Origin of the sequence: uncultured Granulicatella sp. (genome assembly GCF_938030755.1) — a bacterium.
Taxonomy (GTDB): domain Bacteria; phylum Bacillota; class Bacilli; order Lactobacillales; family Aerococcaceae; genus Granulicatella.
Window position 1 is genome coordinate 1 of the sequence record NZ_CALHIF010000067.1, and the last position, 6,849, is coordinate 6,849.

General features: G+C 34.5%; 6 protein-coding genes. All 6 read right to left on the reverse strand.

All coding sequences use genetic code 11. The annotated features are described in order from the left end of the window. Positions 1-288: 288 nt before the first annotated feature. Positions 289-1,104, reverse strand: coding sequence for a hypothetical protein (locus Q0594_RS07025; protein WP_298730799.1), 816 nt, complete (start codon positions 1,102-1,104; stop codon positions 289-291). Positions 1,105-1,106: 2 nt separating this feature from the next. Continuing rightward, on the reverse strand, positions 1,107-2,294 hold the full coding sequence (locus Q0594_RS07030) for a hypothetical protein (protein WP_298730800.1): 1,188 nt from the start codon (positions 2,292-2,294) through the stop codon (positions 1,107-1,109). Positions 2,295-2,305: 11 nt separating this feature from the next. Then, positions 2,306-2,620, reverse strand: coding sequence for a TrbC/VirB2 family protein (locus Q0594_RS07035; protein ID WP_298730801.1), 315 nt, complete (start codon positions 2,618-2,620; stop codon positions 2,306-2,308). Continuing rightward, on the reverse strand, positions 2,620-2,817 hold the full coding sequence (locus tag Q0594_RS07040; RefSeq protein ID WP_298730803.1) for a hypothetical protein: 198 nt from the start codon (positions 2,815-2,817) through the stop codon (positions 2,620-2,622). Before Q0594_RS07040 ends, Q0594_RS07035 begins: the two co-directional genes overlap by 1 nt. Before the next feature lie 81 nt (positions 2,818-2,898). After that, positions 2,899-6,042, reverse strand: coding sequence for a SpaA isopeptide-forming pilin-related protein (locus Q0594_RS07045; protein ID WP_298730805.1), 3,144 nt, complete (start codon positions 6,040-6,042; stop codon positions 2,899-2,901). A gap of 161 nt (positions 6,043-6,203) precedes the next feature. Continuing rightward, positions 6,204-6,849, reverse strand: a 646-nt coding sequence (locus tag Q0594_RS07050; protein WP_298730806.1) for a hypothetical protein, incomplete at its 5' end; no start/stop codon positions are given.

The following is a 6,849-nucleotide window of genomic DNA, read 5'->3' on the forward strand; positions in this document are numbered from 1 at the left end:
AAGGCGGTATTTTCTTCTTCAAATGCGACTGTTAAAATATTCCAAAATGAAGATGTTTCAGGAAGGTGAGTAATTTCTAACTCTTTCTCTCCAAATTCCGTAAGTAATGTAATAAATGGATAATTTAATTCCTCTATCGTTGCATATATTTTCATGTTGTTCCTCCTTAATAAACTTTTTGCCATTTTGGCAAAAGGTTTGTTTTTTGAAAAATAATTTTTCTAACTTCACTTTTTACCAAAATGGCAAAAAGTAGAAATTGGTTGTCAATTTCTACTTTTCTTTTCATTATGATTTTTCAGGTGTCTTAATATCTGTTGAAGGTGTGTCATTTGTTGTAGTTGTGTTATCATCATTCGTTAATTTTGAGATATCTAATTCAGGTAAAGCGTCTGTTGTTGTCGCTTCTCCTGTAGCGTACTTCACTTCTTCTCCATCTACTACTTTTGTTTTAATATCCAATTGTTTTTCATCTTCAGATAATTCTTCTGAAGGTTGTACTGGTGTTACTGGATTCGTTGGAGCTACAGGTGTTGTTGGTTCTGTTGGTAAGATAGGTGCTATAGGTTCAGTTGGTTGTACTGGTGTTACTGGATTCGTTGGTTCATCTGTTGGTTTTGTTGGTTTATTATTTTCATCTGATGGAACAGTTGGTTTTTCTTCTGTTGGTTTTGTTGGTGTTGGAAGAATAGCAACGTCATCTTGTTTCTTACTATCTTGCTCTACTAAACCAACAACTTTATCCAGTTCGGTAGTTGGTTTTTCAATTAATGTAACAACTTTATCCAGTTCTTCAGGTTGAGTTATTTTAGCTTCAGCAACTGCAATAATTGTATTGACGGTTTCTTCAGCTACAGATTGTGAACCTATTTCTACTAATTTGTCGACTACTTCTTCCTTTAGAACGGTATGTGGTGTTTCTTTAGTAGGTTTATTTTCTACTTGTACTACAACTGATGTTGTCGTTGTTTCCTCTACCGCAACTTGCGTATTTTGATTACTTTGTTGAGATGACGAAAAAATAGCACAAGCTCCTAGTGATAGTAATAATAAAGCACTAGCACCAATAACTTTAAAATTTTTCTTTTTGTTTTGTTGTTCCATAGTTAAAACACTCCTTTTTTAATTTTTTCAATTTTTTCTTGAATTTGTTTTAATTGTTTGTTGGAATCTTCCTTTTGCTCATCTGAAAGGGAACTATCCTTTAGTTTGTTCTTCAGATTATTTTCCTCGTTTAACGCTGTTGTTACATGTTCAATTTTCGTTTGTAAGGTCAATTGATGGATTTTATCTTGAATCCTTTCAGCAGTCTTTAAATCCAATGCCTTTAACGCTTCGATAGCTTTTACTTCATAGGCTTCTACAATTAATTGTTTTAGACGATTACTTCCTAATTTCTGATTCAATTCATAGGCTTCATCAATCATTCCTAATTTCACGTAACTGACCGCTAAAGCCGTTTTTCGTATTGGTGTAGTTGCTTCTTCTTTCATATCCACAACCTTTTGAAAATCCTGTTTTAAATAAGCTAGGTCATATCGAGAAGAAGATGAATTAGTCTTTGCAACATATTCTTCAAGTTGCCCTACTCCCTCTTTCCCCTTCTCGAATAATAGTGATTCAACTTTATCCTTTTTTTCAGGATATTCCGCAACTGCTTTTACATATTCTTGGTTTTGAATTAATGTGTCGTATTGAGGTTTTAATAATATTGGAACATACATAAAACCAGCTATTATTCCAACGCCAATTACAACCGCTATTGATAGTGACCCTAGGACTTTTTTCTTAGAAAGGTTCTTCTTTTTTTGTCCATTCTTAATTTCTTTTAATTCTTCAGTTTCAACGTTCTTTTGAGTAACCGGACTAGATTCAACTGATGCTACACTTTTTTTCTTAAGAACATGATCACTTTTCAAGTGAACTTGTTCTGATTCTTCTTCTACTGAAACTTTGTTTGTAGCCTCATCAATCAACTGATTGATGAGTTTCCCTACCTCAACTTCTTTATCCGGAAATAAAGCTAATAATTCTTTTTCGATTGTATTGATTACTAAGCGTCCGTTTCCTTTTCCAACTACAAAAGCTTCAGTTCTATAAAGAAAATCATCTTTAGGTTTATTCGTATCTTTTAAAACGATTGCAACTTCTACTTGCGAATCGTCTTCTTGACAACTTTTTTCTAAAGCACTCATTTGCTTTAAAAAAGTAGAGACGTTCATCTCTACTCCTTCAAATCGTTTATATTTCAGTCGTTGCTTAAAGCCTTTCACTTTCGTTGTTGCGACAATCATATTTTCACCTCTTATTGATATACTGCTACTTTAGCCTTCATGAATCCTGTGATAACCCACACCAAGGATACAATTGCGAATCCAATAAAGATACGTGGTAACCATTTTTTCCCTGTTTCTGCATGTTCTCTAGTACCCATAATTAAGAATCCACAACATGCAATCGCAATTGCAGCACCCCCTGAAGCAATACCTGTAATAAAGTTTACGATTTCTACCGCAAGTTCATTAACGTTTTTATCTAAGTTTCCTGTCGTTGAAGGAGCACCCTCTAAAAAGGTTGTCCAAATGTTATATGCTAATAGTTTTAATGTTAATCCGTTCATTATTCATTTCCTTTCTTGTTTTCGTTTAATTTTCCAATATTATCAATCACAAGTTTGTATTGTTGTTCATACCAATATGCGTTAGGATCGATGCCCATATTTTTTAAAACAGTATTTGCCATTTGTGCCATCTTTTTCCTTTGTGCTGGAGTTACTTCCATCAATACTTCAATTGGTTGTTCCTTTTTCACAGCCATTTACAGTTCTCCTTTCTAATAAAACCTTTTGCCAAAATGGCAAAAGGTTAAGAGTGACCTTTTAGCCACTCTTTCCTTCTTCTAGTTTTGTTTTCTCTTTTTTGATAATCCTAACGCAACAATTAACGCTACAAGTCCAGCAAGAATCGTCATTCCGCTTCCTTGTGTACCAGTGTTTGGTAATTCAGGTCTTACTACTGTTACTGTTTGTTTATCATTTTTAAGGTCAAAGTGTGTTGCCACTTTTTCTTTATCACGATACAAATCTTCTCCGTACACGATATTGCCTGTATATCCTACAGGAACAGTAAATTCAAAGATTTCTGTTCTTGTTTCTGAATCGGCAATAAATTCACGTTCTTGTGTAGCAAATACTTTACCAGTACTGTCATATTGAGTAGCAATAACTGTATATTTCTTTCCAATTGTTAAATTAGTAAGAAATGCTTTTTCGATATGCTTTTCATTTTCATATCCTTGTTTACCGCCTGAAGCAGTTGTAGCTTCAGTATGGATTAAAGGTTGACGTTCGTTCTCAACTACTGTACGAGTTGCGGTTGCTTCTGTAGAATTATCATTTTTATCTACTTTCTCTCCGCCTTTAATGCTGAAGAAGAACTTTTGAAGATTTCCTAAGTATCCTTCTAATGGTTTTGTTTCTTGAGCATAGTAGTTTCCATATTCTAAATCTTTAAAGATGATTCTTCCGTCTTTATCCGTTGTATAACGTCCTACCTCAACTTCTCCATTGTTTTCAGATACAGCTACTAATTTAAACTCAACGCCTTCTAAACGTTCTTTACTGTTTGCTTCAACCTTAACTAATTCATGGTCTCCACGTTTAATTTCGTTCACGATTGGTGTTTCAACAACTACTGTTTGTGCTGGACTTCCACTTGTTGCAAAGCTTGTAGATACGCCAATTTTTGTATCATTTAAGCTGTATGCTTCTCCAGTAGTCAATTCTTTTAAGTAAAATTCTCCATCAATTGGAAGATTTCCAAATGTATATGTTCCTGATCCATTTACTTGCGCAAGTCCGACTAAACTATTAGCAGGCAAGCCTTCAACAGCATTAGCTGTATAAAGTCCAAAGGTTGCTTTTTGTTCGTTCTTGAAGTATTTAGATTCCTCAAATGTTTTATTGAATTGCACCGAAATTGTCTTACGTTCGTTGTGAACAGATACACTATGACTATCAACTTTCACAGTTTGCTCTTGTGGTGTGAATGTAATTTCATGTAGTGTTGAATCCACTACATACCCTTCAGGAGCTGAAATTTCACGATATTGATATTTCCCTAATGGTTTATTAGAAAATGTCGCAATTCCGTTTGTGTCTGTTGTTGCTTGTTCAATAACTACTCCATCTTTGATTAATTCAAACGTTACTCCAGCAAGAGGTACTTTTTGAATGTTAGGAACGTTTACTCCATTTCCATCTTGCACCCAAGAAACCACTTGAGAACCTGTTTTCGTAATTTGTAATTGCCCTTTTTGAGGTGTGTTCGCAAATTTAACCGTTACAACCACGTCATCTCCTGAAATGTTCACTGCTAAGCGTTTGTCTGATAACACATATCCTGTTGGTGCTTGTACTTCTTCGATTTCATAGTTCCCATAGCTTAATTGTTGTGGGAATGTTACTTGACCATTTGCGTCAGTTTCAAAAACATCAATTGTTTGTAAAGATGGATATGTGACTTGTTGGCTAACTTGTTTCCCATCTTTATAAAGTTTGAAACGAACACCTGAAGCTGGGATTGTTTTCCCTGTTTCAGCATCTGTTTTTAATAGCTGCAAGAATGATTTCTTCACATTGTTTTCTACTAGATAATGATATGTGTGGTTGTCTTTAGACGTATCTAACTCAACTTTAATTGGTTGTGGTGTTTGATAGCCTGTTGGTGTGTGTTCAACAATCGTTACAGCAGTTGTATATGGAATATCATTTGATACTGCATATCCATTTTCATCTGTCGTAATCGTTTGAACAACATTGCCATTAGTATCTACTAAATCAAATGCAATATTCTTCCCAGCTACACGAGTTCCACTACCATCTAACGCTTCGTCTAAATGTTTTGAAATACTTACTTTATATTTCTTAGAAACATTTGTCGCACGTACAGTAACCGTATCCCCTGCAGGAACAGTTACACTATAAACTTGATTATTAAGTCTATATGTTTCAAGGGTTCGAGTTTCTTTAATATCAAACTCTTTAGGGTCGTAGTCATTAAAGAACGCTTCCCCTTCATCATTCGTGGTGGCAGTCGCAATAGCAGTTGTACTACCTTTTTCAAACAATCCAAATTCAACCCCAGCAAGCGGTTTTCCAGTTTCGTCATCGGTCTTAACAATCTTAATGTTCCCTTGTTTAACAACCTTTAAGTTTAGTAATCCCGTTAATCTGTCTGGATCACGAAACATCATTAAATTCTGACTAGTACCGTGAGTTAATAATAGTGATGCTGGAGTATAATCTTCAGGGAGATTTTTATTTCTAAAAAAGAATGTCCCATCTTGAGCGTCTTTAGTAGGTGTAACCTTTAGCTCATTAGAATTCAATCTTTCAAAAATCCAACCACGATTATTTTTTGGTAATTCAATATATTCAAAAACATTATTATTATCTGTAAGTGTAATAGATTCTCCAACTTTAACAGTATAAGTTTCGTTATGCCAGCTTGTGGCACGTTGGTCATTCATCTTTCCATCTATAAAATCAGATACTTTTGAATATCCATCCCATGTATTTCCACCTCTAAAAGATTGTGGTGTCCACCCTAAAATATCCCAGATTTTAGACTGCACATAGAGATATTGATTCCCACTTTTATCTGAAGACATATCCCATCCCCAAAAGATAGCATTTTTAATTTCATCTATTTGTTGTTGAGTAATTGTATTACCAAAGTGGTCTATCAAAGCCCCATCTTGAATTTCTGCCGAGCTATAATAAACCCCATTTTGAACTAAGGTAGGTGGTTCAACACAAAATACGACTTCTCCATTAACTTTAACAATAGAGATATTGTCATTAATATTTAACCACCAGCTATAGTCATGTACTTTATGGTACACTTGAACATTCCCTTTTCCTCCATTTTCTTCGCTTACTTGATAAGCGTTAACAGAAGAGTGACTAGCAAATGTAGCTAGAACTCCTACACCAACCGCAAGGCTTGCGATTGTCTTCTTAATCATTTTTTTATAATTCATTATTCATTTCCTTTCTTCTTGTATTCACTTTTTGCCAAAATGGCAAAAGGTGGTTCTTTATTCCTTAAGTAATCCATATTTATCTCCTTTTAAAAACACAAAAAAAGCAATGAACGGATTTTCCAAACATTGCTTTTTCTACTAATTTTATTCAGTTGTCGTTATTGTTTTCTAAGGTTTACACTAGCTGTTGTGTGCCCATCACTCCAAGGGATTTCGAAATAGTTACCTGTATAAACCCAATCTTGTTTCCCAGCTTCAGCTAGTGCACCACTTTCATCTATTTTTTGTTGTAGCCATGCCCCAGCTTCTGCAAGTGTTGCAAACTCTAAACCAGTATTTCCTAACGCAGTTAATCGTACAGGAGCTGGTGCTTGAGTTTCTACTGGTGCTGGTTCAGGCGTATATGTTGGTTGTGCAGGTTGTTCTTGATAGCTGTTATTTTCTGAGGAAGAATTACTACTAGAACTATAATTTTCACTGTGAGAGCTTGAACCGCTATTTGAAGATGAACCTGAAGAATAATCATTTGCAGATTGATTGCTTGCGACTGTATTATTCTCTGAAGCCTTGTTTTCTGTTTTATTTTCTTCAGAAGAAGATTCTTCTTTTTTCTCAGATGAAGTAGTTTGTTCGACTAACGTGACTTTTTCTAATTTCTTGATTAAATCCTCTTTTTCTTTATCGGATAATTTTGAATCTCTGATTGATTTTTCAAGAGTTTCTTTATCTTCTTTCTTTATTTTTTTTCTCATTTCATCTAAGATTTCCATTGCTTCTTTTTCATCTTGAGGATTTAGACTTTCT

Excerpts from the sequence above, each read along its gene's own strand:
- Q0594_RS07040 (WP_298730803.1), bottom strand. The coding sequence starts at position 2,817 with ATGGCTGTGAAAAAGGAACAACCAATTGAAGTATTGATGGAAGTAACT.
- Q0594_RS07035 (WP_298730801.1), bottom strand. The coding sequence starts at position 2,620 with ATGAACGGATTAACATTAAAACTATTAGCATATAACATTTGGACAACC.
- Q0594_RS07025 (WP_298730799.1), bottom strand. The coding sequence starts at position 1,104 with ATGGAACAACAAAACAAAAAGAAAAATTTTAAAGTTATTGGTGCTAGT.
- Q0594_RS07030 (WP_298730800.1), bottom strand. The coding sequence starts at position 2,294 with ATGATTGTCGCAACAACGAAAGTGAAAGGCTTTAAGCAACGACTGAAA.
- Q0594_RS07045 (WP_298730805.1), bottom strand. The coding sequence starts at position 6,042 with ATGAATTATAAAAAAATGATTAAGAAGACAATCGCAAGCCTTGCGGTT.